The organism is Streptomyces sp. NPDC051136 (genome assembly GCF_044455745.1).
Classification (GTDB): Bacteria; Actinomycetota; Actinomycetes; order Streptomycetales; family Streptomycetaceae; genus Streptomyces.
Window position 1 is genome coordinate 345,527 of the sequence record NZ_JBITFE010000008.1, and the last position, 22,119, is coordinate 367,645.

At 73.2% G+C, this 22,119-nt stretch carries 18 protein-coding genes and 1 riboswitch; of the genes, 7 read left to right on the plus strand and 11 right to left on the minus strand.

Annotated elements, in window-relative coordinates:
- Nucleotides 1-134 precede the first annotated feature (134 nt).
- A complete protein-coding gene (sepH, locus tag ACIBCJ_RS24435) occupies nucleotides 135-1,196 on the plus strand; it encodes a septation protein SepH (RefSeq protein ID WP_365978421.1) in 1,062 nt (353 codons plus the stop codon).
- Nucleotides 1,197-1,303: 107 nt separating this feature from the next.
- On the opposite strand, the gene ACIBCJ_RS24440 is transcribed toward sepH, so the two are convergent.
- On the minus strand, nucleotides 1,304-2,155 hold the full coding sequence (locus ACIBCJ_RS24440) for a sulfurtransferase (protein ID WP_362511160.1): 852 nt from the start codon (nucleotides 2,153-2,155) through the stop codon (nucleotides 1,304-1,306).
- Nucleotides 2,156-2,406: 251 nt separating this feature from the next.
- Between ACIBCJ_RS24440 and ACIBCJ_RS24445 the strand changes: the two genes are divergently transcribed.
- Nucleotides 2,407-3,210: a VOC family protein gene (locus tag ACIBCJ_RS24445; RefSeq protein ID WP_365978423.1), complete on the plus strand. Its 804-nt coding sequence runs from the start codon at nucleotides 2,407-2,409 to the stop codon at nucleotides 3,208-3,210.
- A gap of 34 nt (nucleotides 3,211-3,244) precedes the next feature.
- On the opposite strand, the gene ACIBCJ_RS24450 is transcribed toward ACIBCJ_RS24445, so the two are convergent.
- From ACIBCJ_RS24450 to ACIBCJ_RS24465, 4 genes are all read right to left on the minus strand, one after another.
- Nucleotides 3,245-3,895, minus strand: a complete 651-nt coding sequence (locus tag ACIBCJ_RS24450; protein WP_362511154.1) for a thymidine kinase — start codon at nucleotides 3,893-3,895, stop codon at nucleotides 3,245-3,247.
- 39 nt (nucleotides 3,896-3,934) lie between these two features.
- Nucleotides 3,935-5,128 (minus strand): nucleotide pyrophosphatase/phosphodiesterase family protein, encoded by a 1,194-nt coding sequence (locus tag ACIBCJ_RS24455; protein ID WP_365978424.1) that lies wholly within the window; start codon nucleotides 5,126-5,128, stop codon nucleotides 3,935-3,937.
- Complete coding sequence (locus ACIBCJ_RS24460; RefSeq protein WP_362101294.1) at nucleotides 5,128-5,724, minus strand: DUF5998 family protein; 597 nt, start codon at nucleotides 5,722-5,724, stop codon at nucleotides 5,128-5,130. Before ACIBCJ_RS24460 ends, ACIBCJ_RS24455 begins: the two co-directional genes overlap by 1 nt.
- Before the next feature lie 160 nt (nucleotides 5,725-5,884).
- Nucleotides 5,885-8,704, minus strand: a complete 2,820-nt coding sequence (locus ACIBCJ_RS24465; RefSeq protein WP_365978425.1) for a GNAT family N-acetyltransferase — start codon at nucleotides 8,702-8,704, stop codon at nucleotides 5,885-5,887.
- Nucleotides 8,705-8,903: 199 nt separating this feature from the next.
- On the opposite strand from ACIBCJ_RS24465, the gene ACIBCJ_RS24470 reads away from it, so the two are divergent.
- Entirely contained in the window at nucleotides 8,904-9,185 is a 282-nt protein-coding gene (locus tag ACIBCJ_RS24470; RefSeq protein ID WP_133890157.1) for an HPr family phosphocarrier protein, read from the plus strand.
- 280 nt (nucleotides 9,186-9,465) lie between these two features.
- On the opposite strand, the gene ACIBCJ_RS24475 is transcribed toward ACIBCJ_RS24470, so the two are convergent.
- From ACIBCJ_RS24475 to ACIBCJ_RS24490, 4 genes are all read right to left on the minus strand, one after another.
- Nucleotides 9,466-10,161, minus strand: a complete 696-nt coding sequence (locus ACIBCJ_RS24475; protein WP_362511148.1) for a GntR family transcriptional regulator — start codon at nucleotides 10,159-10,161, stop codon at nucleotides 9,466-9,468.
- A 132-nt stretch (nucleotides 10,162-10,293) separates the two neighbouring features.
- Nucleotides 10,294-11,058, minus strand: coding sequence for a M23 family metallopeptidase (locus tag ACIBCJ_RS24480; RefSeq protein ID WP_362101303.1), 765 nt, complete (start codon nucleotides 11,056-11,058; stop codon nucleotides 10,294-10,296).
- 12 nt (nucleotides 11,059-11,070) lie between these two features.
- A riboswitch (cyclic di-AMP (ydaO/yuaA leader) is annotated at nucleotides 11,071-11,235 on the minus strand.
- Nucleotides 11,236-11,425: 190 nt separating this feature from the next.
- A complete protein-coding gene (locus ACIBCJ_RS24485) occupies nucleotides 11,426-12,814 on the minus strand; it encodes a pitrilysin family protein (protein WP_365978426.1) in 1,389 nt (462 codons plus the stop codon).
- On the minus strand, nucleotides 12,811-14,160 hold the full coding sequence (locus ACIBCJ_RS24490) for a pitrilysin family protein (protein ID WP_362101309.1): 1,350 nt from the start codon (nucleotides 14,158-14,160) through the stop codon (nucleotides 12,811-12,813). Before ACIBCJ_RS24490 ends, ACIBCJ_RS24485 begins: the two co-directional genes overlap by 4 nt.
- Nucleotides 14,161-14,518: 358 nt before the next feature.
- Here ACIBCJ_RS24490 and ACIBCJ_RS24495 point away from each other — a divergent pair, with 358 nt between their 5' ends.
- Nucleotides 14,519-16,975, plus strand: coding sequence for a DNA topoisomerase IV subunit A (locus tag ACIBCJ_RS24495; protein WP_362511142.1), 2,457 nt, complete (start codon nucleotides 14,519-14,521; stop codon nucleotides 16,973-16,975).
- Here ACIBCJ_RS24495 and ACIBCJ_RS24500 read toward each other — a convergent pair.
- Nucleotides 16,972-18,138 carry a GTP-binding protein gene (locus ACIBCJ_RS24500; protein ID WP_365978427.1) on the minus strand — a complete coding sequence of 389 codons (1,167 nt, stop codon included), beginning with the start codon at nucleotides 18,136-18,138 and terminating at the stop codon, nucleotides 16,972-16,974. The two genes, ACIBCJ_RS24495 and ACIBCJ_RS24500, sit on opposite strands and share 4 nt — an antisense overlap.
- Before the next feature lie 318 nt (nucleotides 18,139-18,456).
- On the opposite strand from ACIBCJ_RS24500, the gene ACIBCJ_RS24505 reads away from it, so the two are divergent.
- Both ACIBCJ_RS24505 and ACIBCJ_RS24510 read left to right on the plus strand, forming a co-directional pair.
- On the plus strand, nucleotides 18,457-18,987 hold the full coding sequence (locus ACIBCJ_RS24505; protein ID WP_365978428.1) for a DUF6082 family protein: 531 nt from the start codon (nucleotides 18,457-18,459) through the stop codon (nucleotides 18,985-18,987).
- Nucleotides 18,988-19,137: 150 nt separating this feature from the next.
- Nucleotides 19,138-19,374 (plus strand): hypothetical protein, encoded by a 237-nt coding sequence (locus ACIBCJ_RS24510; protein ID WP_007387735.1) that lies wholly within the window; start codon nucleotides 19,138-19,140, stop codon nucleotides 19,372-19,374.
- Nucleotides 19,375-19,511: 137 nt separating this feature from the next.
- Here ACIBCJ_RS24510 and ACIBCJ_RS24515 read toward each other — a convergent pair whose 3' ends face one another.
- On the minus strand, nucleotides 19,512-20,696 hold the full coding sequence (locus ACIBCJ_RS24515) for a citrate synthase/methylcitrate synthase (RefSeq protein ID WP_365978429.1): 1,185 nt from the start codon (nucleotides 20,694-20,696) through the stop codon (nucleotides 19,512-19,514).
- Nucleotides 20,697-20,818: 122 nt separating this feature from the next.
- On the opposite strand from ACIBCJ_RS24515, the gene ACIBCJ_RS24520 reads away from it, so the two are divergent.
- The gene (locus ACIBCJ_RS24520; protein WP_362511133.1) at nucleotides 20,819-22,096 is read left to right on the plus strand and encodes a citrate synthase; all 1,278 of its coding nucleotides are present in this window, start codon (nucleotides 20,819-20,821) and stop codon (nucleotides 22,094-22,096) included.
- The last annotated feature ends 23 nt before the right edge of the window (nucleotides 22,097-22,119 follow it).

The window sequence follows — 22,119 nt, forward strand, 5'->3', positions numbered from 1 at the left end:
GCGATCCAGGGCCCGCGCCCGACACGCCGGGCAACTCGGCAAGGTTGTGGCAGCCTGCACCCGGGCAGGCCACACTCGACAGAGCGGAAGCAGCGACGCACGTGACGTCGGCAGGCACCACCCGGGAGGTCCCCATGCCCGAACTGCGTGTCGTGGCCGTCTCGAATGACGGCACACGGCTGGTGCTGAAGGCTGCGGACAGCACGGAGTACACGCTTCCGATCGACGAGCGACTCCGGGCCGCCGTGCGCGGCGACCGTCCCCGCCTCGGCCAGATCGAGATCGAGGTGGAGAGTCATCTCCGCCCCCGCGACATCCAGGCACGTATACGAGCCGGCGCGACCGCCGAAGAGGTCGCCCAGATGGCCGGCATCCCCGTCGATCGCGTACGGCGTTTCGAGGGCCCCGTGCTGGCCGAGCGCGCCTTCATGGCGGAGCGAGCCCGCAAGACCCCCGTCCGCCGCCCCGGCGAGAACTCCGGACCGCCCCTCGGCGAGGCCGTCCAGGAGCGGCTGCTGCTGCGCGGCGCCGACAAGGACACCGTCCAGTGGGACTCCTGGCGCCGCGACGACGGCACCTGGGAAGTGCTGCTGGTCTACCTGGTCGCGGGCGAACCGCACTCGGCGAGCTGGACGTACGACCCGCCCCGGCGGCTCGTCCAGGCCGTCGACGCGGAGGCACGCGCGCTGATCGGCGAGTCCGACGATCTCGCCGCGGCCGAGCCCAGTTTCCCGTTCGTGCCGCGCATCGCCAGACTGCCGCGCGACCGGCCGCTGGACCGCACCCTCGACCGGGAGCAGCGCGAGCGGCCGAGTCTGCCCCCGCCGCCGCCGGCCGAGCCGGCCGACGACACCGTGGTCACCGCCTCGGCCGAGCGCGAACGCGACTCGCTCACCAGCCTGCTGGAGGCCGTACCGAGCTTCCGCGGCGACCTGGTGGTGCCCGAGCGCGCTCCCGACCCGGTGGAGGAGCCCGTCGAGGAACCCGAGGTGGAGGAGCCTCCCGCGCCCGCGGCGTCGGCCGGGTCCGCCTACGCGGACGTGCTCATGCCGCGGTCGGTGGCCAGCCACCGCGACCGCCTCACCGGTTCCACCGACCGCCAGGCCGAGGCCGACGGCGTCCGCCCGGGCCGCCGTGCGGCGGTGCCGAGCTGGGACGAGATCGTCTTCGGGACACGGCGCAAGAAGCAGGAGTGACCGGGCCCCGCCCGAGGTGAGTGAAAGGGGGCGGGGGCCGTGCCTGCCCGGGCGCGGCCCCCGCCCCCTGCGCCGTCACGCCTTGACCGCGACCGCCGGGCGCCGTCCTACTGCGGATCGGGACCCACCGCGACCGGTCGGTCCGGGTCCGAGGACCACTCGGACCACGAGCCCACGTACAGCGCCGCCGGAATGCCGGCCACCGCCAGGGCGAGCACCTCGTGGGCGCCCGACACGCCCGAACCGCAGTACACGCCGACCGCGCCATCCTCCGTGGCGCCCAGGGTCTTGAACCGCGCCCGGAGTTCCTCGGCGGGCAGGAAGCGGCCGTCGGGAGCCACGTTGTCGGACGTGGGCGCGGACACGGCGCCCGGGATGTGTCCGCCGACCGGGTCGATCGGCTCGACCTCGCCCCGGTAGCGCTCCCCCGCGCGGGCGTCGAACAGCACCCCGGACCGGGCCAGCGCCGCGGCCCCGTCCGCGTCCAGCAGTCCCGCCGCACCCGGCACCGGCGCGAAGTCGCCCGGCGCGGGAGCCGGCACGTCCGTCGACAGCGGCGCCCGCCAGGACGGCAACCCGCCGTCGAGGACCCGCACGTTCGGGTGACCCGTCCAGTGCAGCAGCCACCAGGCCCGGGCCGCCGCCCATCCCTGTCCGCCGTCGTAGACGACGACCGGCCGCGCCCCCGAGACACCCGCCCGGCGCATCGCGGCGCCGAACTCCCCGAGGTCGGGCAGCGGGTGCCGCCCGCCCGCGCCGGGCGCGGAGGCGAGTTCCCTGTCCAGGTCGACGAAGACGGCACCGGGGAGGTGTCCGGCCGCGTACGCGGCCCGGCCGTCGAACGGCGGGGCGCCGGCCGCCTTCGCCGTGCTCAGCTGCCAGCGGACGTCGAGCAGTACCGGCGGGTGTGCGCCCGCCAGTTCACCGGCGAGTTCGGATGCGGAGATGATGGCATTCATGGCTCCATCCTGGCGTACCGAGTGGCCGAGGCGTCGATGTCCGGCTACTCTGCCCGCCGGACAGTACCGGTCACGAGGCGTACGGGTTCGGGCACATGCTGTACTGCCCGGGCAGGGCGGGCTGCCCTCACGCGCGCGAACCTGCCCGAAACCCGCACCGGATCCGGTGCCGCTTTCGGTGCGCAGGCCGCGCGAGCCCGTCGGAGCGGAAGCGGACGCACGGCCCGCGAAGGGTCGAGAAGAGGGTGACGATGACCGACGCACGGGGATCGGACAGCCGGACCGGCGAGACGAACGCCCGGCGCGCGCCCGGCACACCCTGCTGGGTGAGTCTGATGGTGCACGGACCTGCGGCCACCCACGACTTCTACGGAGCCCTGTTCGGCTGGGAGTTCCGGCCGGGTCCCCAGCAACTGGGCCCGTACGCGCGGGCCCTGCTCGACGGGCGGGAGGTGGCCGGCATCGGGCAGCTGCCCCCGGACCGGCAACTGCCCATCGCCTGGACCCCGTACTTCGCCTCCGACGACGTCGACCGGACGGCCGGGACGGTGCGCCTGTGCGGCGGCACGATCGGCGTCGGCCCGCTCGACGCGAGTGAGGCGGGCCGCCTGGCCCTCGGCTCCGACCCGTCGGGCGCCGTCTTCGGCATCTGGCAGGCGGCCGCCCACCTGGGCGCGGCCGTCACCGGTGTGCCCGGCACGCCGGCGTGGAACGAGCTGCTGACCTACGAGACGGCGAGCGTCGCCACGTTCTACGAGACGGTGTTCGGCTTCGAGCTGGTCCCCGAGCGCTCCACCGGCCGCGACCACGTCACCCTGCGCCTCGACGGCCACCCCGTCGCCGGTGTCCACGGCGTCGGGGACACCCTGCCGCGCGACCGGGGGCCGCACTGGATGACGTACTTCGAAGTGGCCGACACGGACGCGTCCGTCGCGCGACTCGTCGACCTGGGCGGGCACGTCCTCACCCCGGCCCGGGACACGCCCCGCGGCCGGGCGGCGACGGTGGCGGACCCGGAGGGGGCGCGGTTCACGCTGCTGCACGGCCACCGGTGAGCCGGGCGGCGACGGCCGGCGCGGCGGGCGGGCCTCAGCCGGACGACACCGGCAGCACGTCCGGCGACAGCGCCGCCGCCCGGGCCGTCGCGGCGGTCGTACGGCGCCGGTGGTGACGTCGGCACAGCACCTCGTAACCGATCTCGTCGGGGGACTGGGCGACGTCGCCGACGACCACCTGGGCGCCCTCGACGACCATCACGCCGCCCACGGTACGGGCGTTGTGCGTGGCGCGGGCGCCGCACCAGCACAGGGCCTCGACCTGGAGCACCTCCACCCGGTCGGCCAGTTCCACCAGGCGCTGGGATCCGGGGAAGAGCTTGGAGCGGAAGTCCGTGGTGATGCCGAAGGCGTACACGTCGACGTCGAGGTCGTCCACCACGCGCGCGAGCTGGTCGATCTGGTCCGGCGCGAGGAACTGCGCCTCGTCCGCGATCACGTAGTCCACCCGGCCGCCCTGCGAGAGGTGATCGACGATGTGGGCGTACAGGTCCTGGCCGTCGCCGACCTCGACCGCGTCGGTGACCAGGCCGAGGCGGGAGGAGAGCTTGCCCTCGCCGGCGCGGTCGTCACGGGTGAAGATCATCCCGGCCAGGCCGCGCGCCGAGCGGTTGTGCTCGATCTGGAGAGCCAGTGTCGACTTCCCGCAGTCCATCGTTCCGGAGAAGAACACCAGCTCGGGCATGAGGGGTTGGGCACCTTTCGGCGGAGGGGGCGTGCGGGGTCAGGAGCGTACTTCGAGCAGCGGGACGAGCTGCTCGGCGGGGGTCATCGAGCCGTGGTTGCCGACCATCGCCGACTCCTTGGGCTCCCGCTCGGAGGCGATGAGCAGGACGTCGTCGCGCGCGGCGGCGACCACGTCGCCGATGCGCTCGTACACCCGGTCGTCGATGCGGGGGCCGAACCAGCCCGCCGCGACCGCCTCGTCCCGCGAGGCGACCCAGAACTGCTCGCCGAGCACCTCGCGCCAGCAGGCCAGCACGTCGCCCCGCGCACCCGGGACGGCGTAGACGTGGCGGGCGCGGCCCTCGCCGCCGAGGAGGGCGACGCCCGCCTTCAGCTCCCAGTCCTCGTCGAAGTCGATGCGGTGGTCCTCGTCGAACGGCACGTCGATCATGCCGTGGTCGGCGGTGACGTACAGGGCGCTGCGCGGCGGCAGCTGCTCGGCGAGGCGCTGGACGAGCCGGTCGACGTGCCCGAGCCGGCCGCGCCAGGTGTCGGAGTCGACGCCGAAGCGGTGGCCGGCGCCGTCGACCTCGGCGTAGTAGGTGTAGACGAGGGCGCGGTCGGCGCGGGCCAGCTGCTCGGCGGCGCAGTCCATCCGGTCCTCGCCGGACAGGCGTCCGTGGAACTCGCCGCCGCTGAGCGCGACCTTGGTCAGCGGCGTGTTGGCGAAGGCCGGGGAGGAGACCTGGGCGGCGTGCACGCCCGCCTCGTGGGCGAGGCCGAAGACGGTCGGGTACGGCTGCCAGGGGCCGGGCGCGGTCCACGGCTGCCAGCGCAGCTGGTTCATCAGCGCGCCGGTGGCGGGATCGCGCACCGTGTAGCCGGGCAGGCCGTGGGCGCCCGGCGGCAGGCCGGTGCCGACGGAGGCGAGGGAGGTGGCGGTGGTCGCCGGGTAGCCGGCCGTGATGGGGCGCCCGGTGCCGCCGCGCGAGCTGTCCAGCAGCGAGCTGAGGAAGGGGGCGTAGTCCGGGTGGGCGCGCAGCTGCTCCCAGCCGAGGCCGTCGATCAGGAAGACGCAGTTGCGGTCGGCCGGGGTCAGCTCGGTGATGCCCGCGGTCATGCCGGGGACGCCGAGGCCGGCGGCCAGGGTGGGCAGCAGGTCGGCGAGGGAGCCCGTGCCGTACTCGGGTACGGGGGCGGAGTCGACGGGGAGCGGTTCCGGGTGGGTGTCCCAGGCGGTGTGCTGCACCATCAGCGGGCGGAGTCCGCGGTCGCCTCGGACAGGGCCTGGGCGAAGACGAGCGCCTGGCGCACCGTCTCGGGTCCGTCGCCGGCCTCGCTGACGCGCAGGCTCAGGTCGTCGGCCGTCGAACTGCCCGTGTAGCCGTGGTCGGCCTCGCAGTTGGGGTCGCCGCAGGCGGCGGGCTCCAGGTCGAGGCGGGAGACGGCGCCCCAGCCGATGGTCAGCACGATCTCGCGGGGCAGCGTGCCCGGCTTGTACTGCTCCGGGTTGGCGACGACGCGGCTGACGACGATGGACGAGATCCGGCCGAGCTTGACGGACTCCGTGGACGTCGTGGCGTACGGCGTCGGGGAGGTGTCGTCGGCGGCCTGCTCGTCGGTGTGGCTGACGATGAAGCGGTTGCCGGTCAGGACCAGCACGGTCACGTGCCGGCGCACCTCGTTCTGGTCGAACGTCGTCTCCTGGTGGACCAGGTACGACCGCACGGGCTCGCCGCCCACGGCGGCCTCCACCGCCTCGGCCACGAGGGCCGGGTAGTAGCCGCTGCGCTCGATCGCCGCTCGCAGCCCCTGGGTCGTCGTACTGGTCTTGGCCATGCCGTCCATCCTACGGGGACCCACTGACTGCGAGGGACGCTCCCGCGGGACCCGGCCCGGGCCGTGCGCGGGACGTGCACGGGCCCACGCCCGGCCGCGCGCGGGAGGCCGCCGGGCCGTGCCCGGGCCGTCGCCGCGCCGTGGCGGGCCGTCGCCGGGGCCCGGCGGATCAGTAGGCCGGCAGGGTCCGCGGGCCCAGGTCGTCGCGGGCGGGAGGGGGCGCGAGGCGGACGGAGGCGCCGAGGACGCTCAGACCGTGCGGGGCGACCACGACCGGTTCCAGGGTGACGGCGACGACCTCCGGGTGGTCGTCGACCAGCCGGGAGACCCGCAGCAGCAGCTCCTCCAGGGCCGCCGCGTCGACGGGGGCCGAGCCGCGCCAGCCGAAGAGGAGGGGTGCCGTGCGCACCGAGCGGATGAGCGAGGTGGCGTCCCGGTCGGTGACCGGGATCAGCCGGTGCGCGATGTCTCCGAGCAGCTGCGTGGCGGCGCCGGCGAGCCCGAAGGAGAGCACCGCTCCCGCCGCCGGGTCGATGACCGCCCGTACGACGGTGTCGACGCCGCGCGGGGCCATGCCCTGCACCACCGGGCGCAGCTCCTCGGGCTTGCCGAACAGCTCGGACAACTCGGCGTAGGCCCGCCGCAGTTGCTCCTCGTCGGCGAGGTCGAGGCGTACGCCGCCCAGGTCGGCGCGGTGCCGCAGGTGAGGGGCGGTGGCCTTGAGGGCCACGGGGTAGCCGAGGGTCCGCGCGGCGGCCACGGCCTCGTCGGGGGTGGGGGCGGGCAGGGCGCGGTGGACGTGGACGCCGTACCTGCCGAGCAGCTCGCAGGTCTCCTCGGCGCCGAGGGTGAGTCCCTGTCCGCGGGCGAGGAGGCCCGCGATCTGCCCGGCCGCGCCCTTCTCGTCGATGTCCTCGTACTCGGGCACCTTGCCGGGGTCGGCGGCCTCGCGCCGCCACTGGGCGTAGGCGACGGCCTGGCCGAGGGCGCGGGCGGCGCGCTCGGCGGCGGGGTAGGCGGGGATGAGGTGGGCGCCCTCCGGGGCGCGGACGGCGGGCAGCTGCTGGGCCGGGGCGGCCGGCGCGGCCGCCTCGGCGGGTCCCGGAGCGGCCTGCGGGGCGGTGCTCGCCGCCGCCGACAGGGCTTCCGCCAGGCCGCCCAGTTCCACGTGGACGACGAGGACGGGCTTGGTGGGGACCGCGGCCGCCGCCGAGCGCAGGGCCTCCGCCAGTGCGGCGTCCCCGGCCGCCCCCTCCCCCACCGTCGGGATGGCGGTGACGACGACCGCGTCGCACGTGTCGTCGGCCAGGGCCCGGGACAGGCCCGCGTGGAAGTCGTCGGCCGAGGCGGCCGTCGTCAGGTCCAGCGGAGGGTGCGGGCGCAGTCCTTCGGAGAGGCACGCGTCGTAGGTGAGCAGTCCCAGGGACTCCGAGTTGCCCAGGATGGCCACCCTCGGTCCGGCGGGCAGCGGCTGGCGGGCGAGCAGCAGTCCCGTGTCGACCAGGTCGGTGATGGTGTCGACCCGGATCACGCCGGCCTGCCGCAGCAGCGCGGAGACCGTCGCGTGCGGCAGCCGCGTCGCCCGGACGGCGTGTCCCTGCGGCGCCACCCCGCCGTGCCGGGCGCCCTGCACCACGACCAGGGGTTTGGCGGCCGCGGTCCGCCGGGCCAGGCGGGTGAACTTGCGCGGGTTGCCGATGGACTCCAGGTACATCAGCGCGACGTCGGTCTCGGGGTCGTCGTACCAGTACTGGAGGACGTCGTTGCCGGAGACGTCGGCGCGGTTGCCGGACGAGACGAAGGTGGAGACGCCGGTGTGGCCGGTGACCCCGCCGCCGCGCCGGTGCAGCCGGGAGAGCAGGGCGATGCCGATGGCGCCGGACTGGGCGAACAGGCCGATCCGGCCGGGGCGCGGCATCTCGGGGGCGAGGGAGGCGTTGAGCCGCACGTCCGGTGAGGTGTTGATGATCCCGAAGGCGTTGGGTCCGATGATCCGCATGCCGTACGTGCGCGCCTGCCGCACGAGGGCGCGCTGCCGCTCGCGCCCCTCGGGACCGCTGTCGGCGTACCCGGCGGAGATCACCACGAGTCCCTGCACGCCGTGCTCGCCGCAGTCGGCGACGGCGTCGGGGACGCGCTCGGCGGGCACGGTGACGACGGCGAGGTCGACGGGCCCGTCGATGTCGCGCACGGAGCGGCACGCCGGGACCCCGTCCAGCTCCTTCCGGTCCTCGGGGAAGGCCCTGTTCACGGCGTACAGACGGCCCGTGTAGCCCGCGTCCCTGATGTTGCCGAGGATGCTGCGGCCGACGCCGCCCGGGGCGCGGCCGGCGCCGACGACCGCGACCGAGCCGGGCTGCAGCAGCCGCTGGACGGAACGGGCCTCCGCGCGGTGCTCGCGCGCGTACTGCACGGCGAGCGAGCGGTCGGTGGGTTCGAGATCGAACTCCAGCCGGACCACGCCGTCCTCGAAGCTCCGCTTCTGGGTGTACCCGGCGTCCATGAAGACTTTGATCATCTTGTTGTTGGCGGGCAGCACCTCGGCGGCGAAGCGGCGGATGCCGCGCTCGCGGGCCACGGCCGCGATGTGCTCCAGGAGCGCCGAGGCGACGCCGCGCCCCTGGTGGGCGTCCTGGACGAGGAAGGCGACCTCGGCCTCGTCGGCCGGTGCGGGGGCGGGCGCTCCGCCGGCGCCGATCCGGTCGTAGCGTACGGTGGCGATGAACTCGCCGCCGACGGTGGCCGCGAGTCCCACCCGGTCCACGAAGTCGTGGTGCGTGAAGCGGTGGACGTCCTTGGCGGACAGGCGAGGGTACGGCGCGAAGAAGCGGTAGTACTTCGACTCGTCGGAGACCTGCTCGTAGAAGCTGACCAGGCGCTCGGCGTCATCAACGGTGATGGGGCGGACGCGCGCGGTGCCGCCGTCGCGCAGCACCACGTCGGCTTCCCAGTGGGCGGGGTACTCGTGCCGGTCCGACGAGGTCTGCATGGGCCCCAGACTACGGCTCGCGTACGACAACGGCGCGGGGCAGTCTGTGGAGGACGGAGACTCGGACCGAGGCCGCGGTCCGACGACCGGACGGGACGGCGCAGCGGTCGTCCCGGCTTGCTTCACGATGTGGGAAACTGGTCTAGACAACCTGGTCCAGACAACTCCAACGCCTCTGAACACCGAAGGGCAGCATCACATGGCTGAGCGCCGCGTCAACGTCGGCTGGGCCGAGGGCCTCCACGCCCGTCCCGCCTCCATCTTCGTCCGAGCCGCCACGGCCACAGGCGTCCCGGTGACGATCGCCAAGGCCGACGGGTCCCCCGTCAACGCGGCCTCCATGCTGGCCGTCCTCGGCCTCGGCGCCCAGGGCGGCGAGGAGATCATCCTCGCCTCCGACGCCGAGGGTGCCGAAGCCGCCCTGGAGCGGCTGGCGAAGCTGGTCGCCGAGGGGCTCGAGGAGCTTCCCGAGACCGTCTGACGGACAGCAGCACGGGACAGCAATACAGCAGTACGGCAGTACGGCAGTACGGCAGTACGGCAGTACGGCAGTACGGCAGTACGGCAGTACGGCAGTACGGCAGTACGGCAGTACGGCAGTACGAACAGCAGCACCGAAAGGCTCGCCGGACACCGGCCGGGCCTTTCGTCTTTTGTCGGCCGACCCGGACCGGACAGATATTCACGCCCGCCACACATTTACGAGGCAGCGGGAAAAGCACGGCCGAAAATCAGCCACCCTTTTGTGTAAGGCACCCGTGTTACCGCCGCGAGATCGCCGTGTTTACGGAATGTTGCACATTCCTCACCGGTCCCGTCCGTCCGTCGCCTGAGGCGAAGCGCAGGCGGTGCGCGGACGCCGACCGCTCGACGTGCAGGGTCATGAGCGCCCGCGCGCGTTCGCCGTCGCCCCGGGCCACCGCGTCGGCGATCGCGCCGTGCTCCGCCCAGTACTCCACCGGCCCGGCGGGGGCCTCCACGACGTACATCCAGGCGATCTTGTGGCGGAGCTGGGTGAGCAGCGCCGTCAGAGAAGGGCTGCCGGCCGCCCGGGAGAGAGTCTCGTGGAACCAGCCGCCCAGGGAGCGCAGGTCGTCGCCGGTGCCCTGCCTGGCCCGTTCCTGCCCCAACCTGACCAGGCCGCGCAGCACCTTGAGGTGGGCCTCGGTGCGCCGCCGGGCGGCCCGGGAAGCGCCGAGCGGCTCCAGGAGCGCGCGCGCCTCCAGCAGGTCGGCGGCCTCCCGCTCGGTCGGTTCCGCGACGCACGCGCCCGCGTGCCGCCTGGTCACCACGAAGCCCTCGGCCTCCAGCGTGCGCAGCGCCTCGCGGACGGGCACCCGGGAGACTCCGTAACGGCCGGCGAGGAGTTCCTCGGTGAGCCGGCTCCCGCGGCCGTGTACGCCGGAGACGATGTCGTCCCGGATCGCCGTGCACACCGAATGCGCCGGAATACGCATGACCGACCTCCCCTTTGACCCCCGTGAAGCGTCGACGATTGACGCGCGTTGCGCAACCACCGGCCAATCAAGCGTTATTAAATGCGAAAAGCCCCGGCTCGGGAAGCCGGGGCTTTCGGGAGGGTGCCGCTGTCAGACGTTCACGCCGTGGGAACGGAGATAGGCGACGGGGTCCATGTCCGAGCCGTACTCGGGGCTCGTACGGGCCTCGAAGTGCAGATGGGGCCCGGTGACGTTGCCGGTGGCACCGGAGAGGCCGATCTGCTGACCGGCGTCGACCGACTGGCCGACCGAGACGCCGATCGACGACAGGTGCCCGTACTGCGTGTACGTGCCGTCGTGCATCTTGATCACGACCTGGTTGCCGTAGGCGCCGCCCCAGCCGGCCTCGACGACGGTGCCGACGCCGACCGCGTGCACGGAGGTGCCGCTGGAGGCGTGGAAGTCGATGCCGGTGTGACTGCCGGAGGACCACAGGGAACTGCCGGCCTGGTAGGCGGTGGAGACGTAGGAGGCGGTGATCGGCGCGACGAAGGTGTTGAGGCGCTTGCGCTCCGCCTCGCGCGCGGCACGCTCCTTGGCCTCGCGGGCTTCCTTGGCCGCCTCGGCCGCCCGCTCGCGGGCCGCCTCCTGGGCCGCCTCGCGGGCGGCGGCGTCCACGGCCGCCTGCCGCTGGGCGACGGCCTGGGCGTCGATCTCGTCGGCCACGGAACCGCCGATGGTGACGACCGGGGTGATGCCGCTCTGCTCCACCGCGGGCTCCGCGGCGAGCGCCGGAGCGGCGAGGGTGCCGACGACACCGGTGGTGGCGAGGGCCGCGACTCCCGCGGCGCGGGCGGTGGTGCGGTGCACCCGTCCAGGACGGCGGTGCTTCCCGGTGGCGCGCGTGAACGCCATGTAGAGGCTTGTCCTTTCCTTCCCTCTCGCCTACCGGGTTAGCTGACGGGTTCGGAGCAGGAAGGTCTCCTACGGACCCCCTCGCCGTGGGCGCGGGCGTCCGATTCACCCCAGGGACTGCGATGGGTCCCCGGCTCCCCTGGCTCGCGCCGTACGGGGACTCGGCGATGACTGTCCGGTGCCGCGGGTGCGGCGCACTGCCTGACGAACAGCCCGGACGACGCTAAACGCGGCTGTGTTCAATTCTCAAACGCAACAGGGATTTTGTAGTGCACGCCACAGGGCAGACGGTGATCACTCCCCCAATCCGGACAAACGGCGGCCCTGGTGACACTCCGGTCACCAGGGCCGCCGCACGCGTGTGCCGCTACTCGGCCGCCACCACGGTGACTTCACCGATGCCGAGGGCCTCGACGGGCTCCTTGATCTGCGCCGCGTCGCCGACGAGGACCGTCACGAGGCGGTCCACCGGGAAGGCGTTCACGACCGCCGCCGTGGCCTCCACGGTGCCCGTGGCGGCGAGTTGACGGTAGAGCGTTGCCTGGAAGTCGTCGGACAGGTGCTGCTCCACCTGGTCGGCCAGGGTGCTCGCCACGGCCGCCGCCGTCTCGTACTTCAGCGGCGCCACGCCGACGAGGTTCTGCACGGCCACGTCGCGCTCGGCGTCGGTGAGCCCCTCCGCGGCGAGCTTGCGCAGCACCGTCCACAGGTCCTCCAGGGCCGGGCCGGTGTTGGGCGTGTCGACGGATCCGCTGATGGCGAGCATCGAGGCGCCCGTGCCGTCCGGCGCGGAACGCAGGACCTGGCCGAACGCCCGGACGCCGTAGGTGTAGCCCTTCTCCTCGCGCAGGACGCGGTCCAGACGGGAGGTGAGGGTGCCGCCGAGGCAGTAGGTGCCGAGCACCTGCGCGGGCCACACACGGTCGTGCCGGTCGGCGCCGGTACGGCCGATCAGCAGCTGCGTCTGGACGGCGCCGGGACGGTCGACGATGACCACCCGGCCGCGGTCGTCGGCGGTCACCGGGGGCACGGGGCGCGGCTCGGCGGCCGAACCGGTCCAGGTGCCCAGGGTGTCGCCGAGCAGCGCGTCGAGGTCCACGCCGGTGAGGTCGCCGACGACCACGGCGGTGGCCGTCGCCGGGCGGACGTGCCGCTCGTAGAAGGCGCGTACGGCCGCCGAGTCGATGGCGGCGACGGTCTCCTCGGTGCCCTGACGCGGCCGCGACATGCGCGAGTCGGCCGGGAACAGCTCCTTGGAGAGCTCCTTGGCGGCGCGGCGGGCGGGGTTGGCCAGCTCGTGCGGGATCTCGTCGAGCCGGTTGCGCACCAGCCGTTCGACCTCGCCGTCGGCGAAGGCGGGCGCCCTGAGGGCGTCGGCGAGCAGACCGAGGGCCTTGGCGAGGCGCGAGGCGGGCACCTCGAGGCTCAGCCGGACGCCGGGGTGGTCGGCGTGTGCGTCCAGGGTGGCGCCGCAGCGCTCCAGCTCGGCGGCGAAGTCCTCGGCGGAGTGCTTGTCGGTGCCCTCGGAGAAGGCGCGCGCCATGATGGTGGCGACGCCGTCGAGACCGGACGGCTCGGCCTCCAGGGGCGCGTCGAGGAGCACCTCGACGGCGACGACCTGCTGACCGGGGCGGTGGCAGCGCAGCACGGTGAGGCCGTTGTCCAGGCTGCCGCGCTCGGGGGCCGGGAACGCCCACGGCTTGGGCTCGCCGGCCTGGGGCCGGTCGTGGAATTCCATGGTGGCGAGCTCGGTCACTTGGCCGCCTCCTCGTTCTCGTCGTGGGCGTCGGCGTCGGCGGGGGCGGTGGGCTCGTAGACGAGCACCGCGCGGTTGTCGGGGCGCAGGCGGGCCTTGGCGACCTCCTGGACCTCCTCCGCGGTCACCTCGAGCACCCGCTGCACGGCGGTGAGGGCGAGCTGCGGGTCGCCGAACAGGACGGCGTACCGGCACAGTTCGTCGGCGCGGCCCGCGACCGTGCCGAGCCGGTCCAGCCACTCCCGCTCCAGCTGAGCCTGGGCGCGCTCCATCTCCTCGGCCGTGGGCCCCTCCTCGGCGAACCGGGCCAGCTCCTCGTCGACGGCGGTCTCGATGACCGGCACCTCGACGTCACCGGACGTCTTGACGTCCAGCCACCCCAGGGACGGCGCTCCGGCGAGCCGCAGCAGGCCGAAACCGGCGGCGACGGCCGTGCGGTCGCGGCGCACGAGCCGGTTGTAGAGACGGGACGACTCGCCGCCGCCCAGGACGGTGAGGGCCACGTCGGCCGCGTCGCACGCGCGCGTGCCGTCCTCCGGCAGGCGGTACGCCGCCATCAGGGCGCGGGCCGGGACCTCCTCCTCGACGACCTCGCGCAGCTGCCCGCCCATGACGTCGGGCAGCGAACCGTCCCGGGGCGGCTGCTTGCCGTCGTGCGAGGCGATGGAGCCGAAGTACTTCTCGATCCAGGCGAGCGTCTGCTCGGGGTCGATGTCGCCGACGACCGACAGCACCGCGTTGTTCGGCGCGTAGTAGGTGCGGAAGAACGCGCGCGCGTCCTCCAGGGTCGCCGCGTCCAGGTCGGCCATGGAACCGATCGGCGTGTGGTGGTAGGGGTGGCCCTCGGGGTAGGCGAGGGCGGTCAGCTTCTCGAAGGCCGTGCCGTAGGGGACGTTGTCGTAGCGCTGGCGGCGTTCGTTCTTGACGACGTCCCGCTGGTTCTCCATGGACTCCTCGTCCAGGGCGGCCAGCAGGGATCCCATGCGGTCGGCCTCCAGCCAGAGGGCGAGCTCCAGCTGGTGGGCGGGCATGGTCTCGAAGTAGTTGGTCCGCTCGAAGCTGGTGGTGCCGTTGAGCGAGCCGCCGGCGCCCTGCACCAGCTCGAAGTGGCCGTTGCCCTTGACCTGTGCGGAGCCCTGGAACATCAGGTGCTCGAAGAGGTGAGCCAGGCCGGTGCGCCCCTTGACCTCGTGGCGCGAGCCGACGTCGTACCAGAGGCACACCGCCGCGACCGGGGTCAGGTGGTCCTCGGAGAGCACCACGCGCAGGCCGTTGGCCAGGCGGTGCTCGGTCGCTGTCAGGCCGCCGGAGCCTGCCTGGGCTGTGGCCGTGTGACCCATGGGCATGTACGTCCCTTCGATCGCGGAATCCTTGCTGGAGTCACCGGGTGAGGCACCGGGTGCGTCACGTGGTGAATCACTGGGCGGAACTGCGGAATTCCGCCGGTCCCGCCACTGTATGCAAGCGTGCGGGCCGCCGGTGGAGTTCCCGGCCCTCGTACGCCGAGAGCGAGAAACGCGGTCGGCCGGGCGCGGCAGCGCGGTCTGCGGGCGGCCGCGGACGGCGGGCCCGGCCGAGGGCGTACCCTGCGGGCAGCGCCGGGCCGGCAGCCCGTGACGGGTCCTGGTCGGTCGCTGTCAGTGCCGCAGTCCACAATGGACGGCGTCAGATCACCGTTCACGCTTCAGCAAGGAGCCGGCAGCGATGGCCCGCCGTAGTACGAAGACCCCGCCGCCCGACGACCCGTACGAGGAGAAGATCCTCGACATCGACGTCGTCGACGAGATGCAGGGCTCCTTCCTCGAGTACGCGTACTCGGTCATCTACTCCCGTGCGCTGCCGGACGCCCGCGACGGCCTCAAGCCGGTGCACCGCCGCATCGTCTACCAGATGAACGAGATGGGGCTGCGGCCCGAGCGCGGTTACGTGAAGTGCGCCCGTGTCGTGGGCGAGGTGATGGGCAAGCTGCACCCGCACGGCGACGCGTCGATCTACGACGCGCTGGTGCGCATGGCCCAGTCCTTCTCGATGCGGGTGCCGCTCGTGGACGGCCACGGGAACTTCGGCTCGCTGGGCAACGACGACCCGCCGGCCGCCATGCGGTACACCGAGTGCCGGATGGCCGAGCCCGCCGGTCTGATGACGGAGTCCATCGACGAGGACACCGTCGACTTCGCCCCCAACTACGACGGCCAGGAGCAGGAGCCGGTGGCGCTGCCCGCCGCCTTCCCCAACCTGCTGGTCAACGGCGCCTCGGGCATCGCGGTCGGCATGGCCACCAACATGCCGCCGCACAACCTGCGCGAGGTGATCGCGGCGGCCCGGCACCTGATCCGGCATCCGAACGCCGATCTGGACGCGCTGATGAAGCACGTGCCGGGTCCCGACCTGCCGACCGGCGGACGGATCGTCGGCCTGCCCGGCATCCGGGACGCCTACGAGACGGGCCGCGGCACGTTCAAGATCCGCGCGACGGTGTCCGTGGAGACCGTGACCGCCCGCCGCAAGGGGCTCGTCGTCACCGAGCTGCCCTTCGCGGTCGGCCCGGAGAAGGTCATCTCCAAGATCAAGGACCTGGTCGGCGCCAAGAAGCTCCAGGGCATCGCGGACGTCAAGGACCTCACCGACCGCGAGCACGGTCTGCGCCTGGTCATCGAGATCAAGAACGGCTTCGTGCCCGAGGCGGTCCTGGAGCAGCTGTACAAGCTGACGGCCATGGAGGAGTCCTTCGGCATCAACAACGTCGCCCTGGTGGACGGCCAGCCGCTCACCCTGGGCCTGAAGGAGCTGCTGGAGGTCTATCTCGACCACCGCTTCACCGTCGTCAGGCGCCGCAGCGAGTTCCGCCGCGGCAAGAGGCGCGACCGGCTGCACCTGGTGGAGGGCCTGCTCACCGCCCTGGTCGACATCGACGAGGTCATCCGGCTCATCCGCTCCAGCGAGAACTCCGCGCAGGCCAAGCAGCGCCTGATGGAGCGCTTCTCGCTGAGCGACGTCCAGACCCAGTACATCCTGGACACGCCGCTGCGCCGGCTGACGAAGTACGACCGCATCGAGCTGGAGTCCGAGAAGGAGCGGCTGAACGCGGAGATCGAGGAGCTGACCCGGATCCTCGACTCGGACGCGGAGCTGCGCAAGCTGGTCTCGACCGAACTGGCGGCGGTGGCGAAGAAGTTCGGCACCGACCGGCGCACGACGCTGCTGGAGTCGGGCGGCGCCCCGGTCGCCACGGTGCCGCTCCAGGTGGCGGACGACCCGTGCCGGGTGCTCCTGTCGTCGACGGGACTGCTGGCCCGCACCGCGAACGGTGAGCCGCTCGTCACGGAGGAGGGCGCCAAGCGCGTCAAGCACGACCTGATCGTCTCGGCGGTGCCGGCCACGGCGCGCGGTGAGGTGGGCGTGGTGACGTCCGGCGGACGGCTGCTGCGGGTGAACGTGGTGGACCTGCCCCAGCTGCCGGAGTCCATGCCGACGCCGAACCTCGCGGGCGGTGCGCCGCTGGCCGAGTTCGTGTCCCTGGAGGACGACGAGGACGTCATCTGCCTGACCACGCTGGACGAGTCCTCGCCGGGGCTGGCGCTCGGCACGGAACAGGGCGTCGTCAAGCGGGTGGTGCCCGACTACCCCTCCCACAAGGACGAGCTGGAGGTCATCTCCCTCAAGGAGGGCGACCGCATCGTCGGCGGGGTCGAGCTGCGCACCGGCGAGGAGGACCTGGTCTTCATCACGGACGACGCGCAGCTCCTGCGCTACCAGGCCGCGCAGGTCCGGCCCCAGGGCCGTCCGGCGGGCGGTGTGGCGGGCATCAAGCTCGCCGACGGCGCCAAGGTCATCTCCTTCACGGCGGTGGACCCGGCCGCCGAGGCGGTCGTCTTCACGGTCGCCGGATCGCGCGGCACGCTGGACGACTCCGTGCAGACCACGGCCAAGCTGACGCCGTTCGACCAGTATCCGCGCAAGGGCCGGGCCACGGGTGGCGTGCGCTGCCAGCGGTTCCTGAAGGGCGAGGACTGCCTGGCCTTCGCCTGGGCGGGTGCCACTCCGGCGCTCGCCGCTCAGCGGAACGGCACGCCCGCCCAGCTCCCCGACATCGACCCGCGCCGCGACGGCTCGGGCGTGTCGCTGCCGAAGACGGTGGCGGTGGTGGCGGGTCCGGCCTAGAGGGTGCCGTCGCCGAGGACTTCCCCGTCCGGCTCCGCGCCGTGGGGCTCTTCTCCCCCCGGCTCTTCGCCGTCGGGGTCCTCGCCGTCGGTCACGTAGCGCAGGACGCCCCACATGCCGTGCTCGTCGGCGGGTGGGGCGTCGGCGTCCCGGCGGCACGCGCCGAGTTCCTCGCCGAGGGCCGCCGCGTCGATGCCGGTGCCGATGAGGACGAGCTGGGTGCGGCGGACGCCGCCGGCGTCCCCGGCCTGCGCGGCGTCGCCCTCCGTGGCATCGGCGGACTCCCAGGGCTCCGGGTAGAAACGCAGGAAGCGTCCCACGGCGTGGACGGCGTACCGGTTCCGCGGGTCGTACGGGCCGAAGTCGACGTAGCCCTTGATCCGGTAGAGCCCCTCGGGCCGGCTGTCGAGGAAGCGCATGAGCCGGCGCGGGTCGAGCGGGCGGTCGGAGACGAACGACAGGGTGTCGTAGGCGGCGTGCAGGTGTCCGGCGTGGGCGCCGCTCTCGGAGTGGTCGTGCAGGTCGTCGAAGGACAGCTGTCCGACCCGTTCCTCGCTGGGCCGGCAGTCGTAGAGGAAGGCGGGGTCGACACGCCCGTAGGTCGCGGGCACGACGGCGGCACCGTCGCCGAGCGAGTGCACCAGGGCGAGGACGCGCTCGGCGTCCGGCGCCCGGTCGGTCTTGTTGACCACGACCAAGTCGGCCAGGGCCAGGTGCCGGTCGATCTCGGGGTGCTTGGCGCGCGTGTCGTCGAACTCGGCGGCGTCGACGACCTCGACGAGCCCGCCGTAGACCACCTCCGGCTGCTCGCTGGCGAGCAGCATGCGCACCAGTTCCTGCGGTTCGGCGAGGCCGCTGGCCTCGATGACGATGACGTCGATGCCGGCCTCGGGCCGGGCTAGCCGCTCCAGGTACCCGTCGAGTTCGCTCACGTCGACCGCGCAGCACAGGCACCCGTTGCCGAGGGACACGGTGGAGTCGCCGAGGGCGCCCGCGACGGCCATCGCGTCGATCTCGATGGAGCCGAAGTCGTTGACGACGGCGCCGATACGGCTGCCTCCGCTGCGGTGGAGGAGGTGGTTGAGGAGGGTGGTCTTCCCGGAACCGAGGAATCCGGCGAGTACGACGACCGGGATCTGCTGCGACGTCGGGCGCTGCCCCACCGTGCGACCTCTCTCTCACCCACGCGTACGCCGGTCCGCGGCGGCGCGTACGTCCACGTACGGAATTGCCTGCTCAGGATACGAGCCGGGACAGTCCGCGCGGAGTGAACGATTGTTAGCAGCACTTGGTGGGCAGACGTTTTGCATGGCGCCGGACCGTGCGACCCTCGCTTCCCTCCGTGCGCCGCCTCTCCGCCTCCCCGCCGGTCAGCGCCGCTCGGCACCCTGGAGGCGGCAGCACCGCCCATCGCTCGCCGGCCCCCGTCAGCCGACCCGCACTCGACGTCCGGCGGGCGGTCGCCTGATTCGGGGGTTGACATGGTCACACGGAAGAACGTCACGGGGAGGTTCGGCTCCGCCGCGGCCGGGGTGCTGACGGCCGCGCGGCAGCGGCGACTGGCCAGGACACGTCTGGACGAACGGGAACTGCGTCTGGAGGAGTCGGCGCTCAGGCGCGAGGCGATGCGGCACCAGCAGCGTATGCACTGGGAGTTGCTGACGAGGGCGATCAACGACCCTTCGCTGGCCGAGGTCATCGACACGTACGACAAGAGCATCCCGGCCGCGCGGCGCCGGCAGTTCCTCTACGCGAACGCCTGGTACACGTACCTGTACCACTGCTACCGGGCAGGCCTGCTGGACCGGGAGGAGCTGTACCGCACCCTGCGCGAGTTCTTCCAGAGCCCCGTCTTCCGGGAGTACTGGGGCGCGTCCGCGCACATGCGCGCCTCCCTCAACGAGGCGTCCGAGGAAGCCCGTCTGGGCCGCATGGTCGACGGCCTCGTCCAGGACCTCGACGAGGCGGACACCGACGAATGGTGGGTCGTGGGGACCCCGCCGACGGACTGACGGTGCGGGCCGCGGGCCCGGGCGCCCAGGTCGATGTGCCCGGGCCCGCGACACGACGGAGTGTTTTTCGGCCATCCCGTCACGTCTGCCTCGTGGACGCCAGTAGCGTGTGCTCACCATCACTCCGGAGACTCATAAGGACCGGTACCTTTGAAGATCGTGCGCCGCATCGGTGTGCCTCCCAGCGCCCGGGGCAGTAACTCGGGATCCACCTGCCCCGACCTGTTCGAACTGAGCGACGGCAACTTCGCCGTCATCGGCACCGAGGCCACCGAGGCGCTGGAGCGGGAGCTTCCCGCCGACGCCGCCCGGGCCGACTACGAACGCATCGTGGTCATCAGCCGGGAGACCCTCATCCGGGCGAAGGCGGACATCCCCGACGCCTGACGTCACCCCTGTCCGTGGCCGTACCCACCGCCGACCGCACACGGACCACCACCGGCGAGCAGCCCGGCACCCCGTCCTCGCTCGACGCTCCCCCGACCAGGCCTGGCGCCCGAACGGCACCAGGCCGCTCGTCTTCCTCAGGCGGCCGCCGGCACAGCCTCCGGCGCCCCCGGCCCCACGTACCGTGCCACCGGCCGGATGATCTTCGAGTCGCGCGCCTGTTCCAGGATGTTCGCGCTCCAGCCCACCACCCGCGCCGCCGCGAAGGTGGGCGTGAACATCTCTCGGGGCAGGCCGCACAGCTCCATGACCACCCCCGCGTAGAACTCGACGTTGGTGTGCAGCTCGCGCCCCGGCTTCAGTTCCGCGAGGATCACCTCGACCTGCCGCTCGACCTCGACGGCGAACTCCACACGGGGGCCGCCGAACCGCCGCGCCACCTCGCGCAGCATCCGCGAGCGCGGGTCCTCCGTGCGGTAGACCGCGTGGCCGAAACCCATGATGCGGTCGCCGGCGAGCACCCGTTCGCGGATCCACGCGTCGATGCGGCCGGGCGTACCGATCGCGTCCAGCGTGTCCAGGGCCCGGCTGGGGGCGCCCCCGTGCAGGGGACCGGACAGCGCCGACACGGCACCGGCCAGGCAGGCCGCGACGTCCGCTCCGGTGGAGGCGATGACCCGCGCGGTGAAGGTCGACGCGTTGAACCCGTGGTCGATGGTGGAGATCAGGTACTGCTCGATCGCCCGCGTGCGCTCCCGGTCCGGTTCCTCGCCGGTCATCATGTAGAGGTAGTTCGCGGCGAACGACAGGTCTTCGCGGGGCTCCACCGGCTCCAGCCCCCGCCCCAGCCGGTGCAGCGCGGTCAGCAGCGTCGGTACGGCCGCGGCGGCTGCCAGCGTGTCCTGCCGCCGCCTGTCGGCCGACAGGTCGTACACCGGGCGGAAGCCCAGGGCCGCGCCCAGCAGGGACAGGCCCGTGCGCATCCCGGCGAGCGGACCGGAGCGCCCGCCGGCGGCGGCGATGGCGGGCAGCGCCCCGCGCACCGCGTCGGGGAGCCGCCGCAGTGCCGCCGTCTCGGCGGCGAAGGCGGCCGCGCGTCGCGCGTCGGGGAGCTCCCCGTGGACCAGGAGATGCCAGACGTCCTCGAAGGCGCGGCTCTGCGCCAGCTCGACTGCGGAGTACTGCCGGTAGTGGTAGAAGCCTTCGAGCCCGCGCACGTCGCCGACCTCGGTGTCGGCCACCACGACCCCGGCGAGCCCGCGCGGCACCTCGACGAGTTGTGCGGCGGGCCGTGCGGCGGCTTCGGTCCTGTGTGTGGACATGATTACCTCCTCGAACTTGACTCAACTGTCCATACTTGACGAGTAGCCTGTCAATATTGATTGAATCAACATGACTTCACCACGACTCAACACAGTCGGGCCCGGATCGATACGGTGAGCCCATGCGCGATCAAGAGCCCGAGCATTCCTCCGACGGCACCGAGCGGCGCCTGACCACCAGGGAGACGGCCGACCTGCTCGGGGTGAAGCCCGAGACCGTCTACGCGTACGTCAGCCGCGGCCAGCTCGGCAGCCGACGCGCACCCGGCGGTCGGGGCAGCACCTTCGACGCCGACGAGGTCCGGGCCCTCGCCCGGCGCAACCGGCGCGACGGAGCCGCCCCCGGGGCCGCGGCCACCGGCCAGGAGCTGACCGTGCGCACCCGGCTCACGCTCATCGAGAGCGACCGGTACTACTACCGGGGGGTCGACGCGGTCGAACTGGCCGCGCGGCACTCCTACGAGGAGGTGGCCGAGTGGCTCTGGACCGGGCGGCTGCGTTCCGGCGCCGCCTTCTCGGCCCCGGAACCCTCCGTGGCCGTCGCCCGCCGTGCCGTCGACGCCCTGCCCGCACACGCCGGCCCGGCCGACCGGCTCCGGGTGGCGGCGATCGCCGCGGCGGTCGCGGACCCGCTCCGTTTCGACCTGTCCGAGGACGCGGTACTGGACACGGCGCGCGTCCTCATCCCCTCCCTCGTCGCCGCGCTGCCGCCCGTGCCGCCCGTGCCGCCCGATGGAGACGACGGGGCCCCGATCGCCCACCGCCTGTGGAGCAGGCTCAGCGGGCACGAGGCCGACGAGCCGTCCCTGCGTGCTCTCGACACGGCGCTCTGCCTCCTCGCCGACCACGACCTGGCGGCCTCCACGCTCGCGGTACGGGTCGCCGCGTCGGCCCGTGCCCACGTCTACGCCGCCGTGTCCGCCGGGCTCGGAGTGATCGAGGGACCGCTGCACGGCGCCGCCGGCGGACTGGCCCACCGGATGCTGCTGGAGGTCCTCGACCTGGGCAGCGCGGCTCCGGTGGTCGCGGCGGAGCTGCGGGCCGGCCGGCGCGTTCCGGGACTCGGCCACCGGCTCTACCCCGGCGAGGACCCACGCGCGCGTGCCCTGTTCAGGCTGCTCGAGGACATCCCCCGGGCGGCGCCCGCGCTCGCGGCGGCCCGGGACGTCCAGGCCACCGCCGCCCGCCACACCCCGCTGCACGCCAACGTCGACCTGGCGCTCGCCGTACTCACGGCGTCGTCCGGGATGGCCCCCAGCGCCGCAGAGACGATCTTCGCCGTGGCCCGTACGGCGGGCTGGATCGCCCATGCCCTGGAGGAGTACGGGGAGCGCCCGCTGCGGATGCGGCCGAGCGGGCTGTACAGCGGGCCCAGGCCGCCGCGTCCTCTGCCGGAGTAGCGGCCGGGCGCGGCCGGAAGCGG

Bases quoted from the DNA above. Each gene is read 5' to 3' on its own strand.
- sepH (WP_365978421.1), top strand. From the start codon at position 135: ATGCCCGAACTGCGTGTCGTGGCCGTCTCGAATGACGGCACACGGCTG.
- ACIBCJ_RS24440 (WP_362511160.1), bottom strand. From the start codon at position 2,155: ATGAATGCCATCATCTCCGCATCCGAACTCGCCGGTGAACTGGCGGGC.
- ACIBCJ_RS24445 (WP_365978423.1), top strand. From the start codon at position 2,407: ATGACCGACGCACGGGGATCGGACAGCCGGACCGGCGAGACGAACGCC.
- ACIBCJ_RS24450 (WP_362511154.1), bottom strand. From the start codon at position 3,895: ATGCCCGAGCTGGTGTTCTTCTCCGGAACGATGGACTGCGGGAAGTCG.
- ACIBCJ_RS24455 (WP_365978424.1), bottom strand. From the start codon at position 5,128: ATGGTGCAGCACACCGCCTGGGACACCCACCCGGAACCGCTCCCCGTC.
- ACIBCJ_RS24460 (WP_362101294.1), bottom strand. From the start codon at position 5,724: ATGGACGGCATGGCCAAGACCAGTACGACGACCCAGGGGCTGCGAGCG.
- ACIBCJ_RS24465 (WP_365978425.1), bottom strand. From the start codon at position 8,704: ATGCAGACCTCGTCGGACCGGCACGAGTACCCCGCCCACTGGGAAGCC.
- ACIBCJ_RS24470 (WP_133890157.1), top strand. From the start codon at position 8,904: ATGGCTGAGCGCCGCGTCAACGTCGGCTGGGCCGAGGGCCTCCACGCC.
- ACIBCJ_RS24475 (WP_362511148.1), bottom strand. From the start codon at position 10,161: ATGCGTATTCCGGCGCATTCGGTGTGCACGGCGATCCGGGACGACATC.
- ACIBCJ_RS24480 (WP_362101303.1), bottom strand. From the start codon at position 11,058: ATGGCGTTCACGCGCGCCACCGGGAAGCACCGCCGTCCTGGACGGGTG.
- ACIBCJ_RS24490 (WP_362101309.1), bottom strand. From the start codon at position 14,160: ATGCCCATGGGTCACACGGCCACAGCCCAGGCAGGCTCCGGCGGCCTG.
- ACIBCJ_RS24495 (WP_362511142.1), top strand. From the start codon at position 14,519: ATGGCCCGCCGTAGTACGAAGACCCCGCCGCCCGACGACCCGTACGAG.
- ACIBCJ_RS24505 (WP_365978428.1), top strand. From the start codon at position 18,457: ATGGTCACACGGAAGAACGTCACGGGGAGGTTCGGCTCCGCCGCGGCC.
- ACIBCJ_RS24515 (WP_365978429.1), bottom strand. From the start codon at position 20,696: ATGTCCACACACAGGACCGAAGCCGCCGCACGGCCCGCCGCACAACTC.
- ACIBCJ_RS24520 (WP_362511133.1), top strand. From the start codon at position 20,819: ATGCGCGATCAAGAGCCCGAGCATTCCTCCGACGGCACCGAGCGGCGC.